Genomic DNA, 242 nt, shown 5'->3' on the forward strand with positions numbered 1-242 from the left:
TCGTTAAAAATGGTATCCATTTTTAATTTCTGATCCTCCTCCCAATTCTTAGACAGAGATTCGATTCTCTTTCTTAAAGCTGGATAGTCAGTTTCCTGAAGTGTTCTCAGTGAGTTTTTATCTTCCTGATTAGTTTGAAGATACACCCAGTTAGTAACGAGCATTCGAGAACGCGTTACCAGGAGGATAAATTCATTGATTGCGTCTTTTGAAGGTCTGTAGTTATCACGAGAGCTTTTAAC

General features: G+C 37.6%; 1 pseudogene. It reads right to left on the minus strand.

From position 1 onward, the window contains the following. Nucleotides 1–242: pseudogene (locus KK062_RS30530) on the minus strand (histidine kinase); the annotation flags it as partial.

The sequence above is a fragment of the Dawidia cretensis genome, from assembly GCF_018598175.1.
GTDB classification, from domain to species: Bacteria; Bacteroidota; Bacteroidia; order Cytophagales; family Cyclobacteriaceae; genus Ohtaekwangia; species Ohtaekwangia cretensis.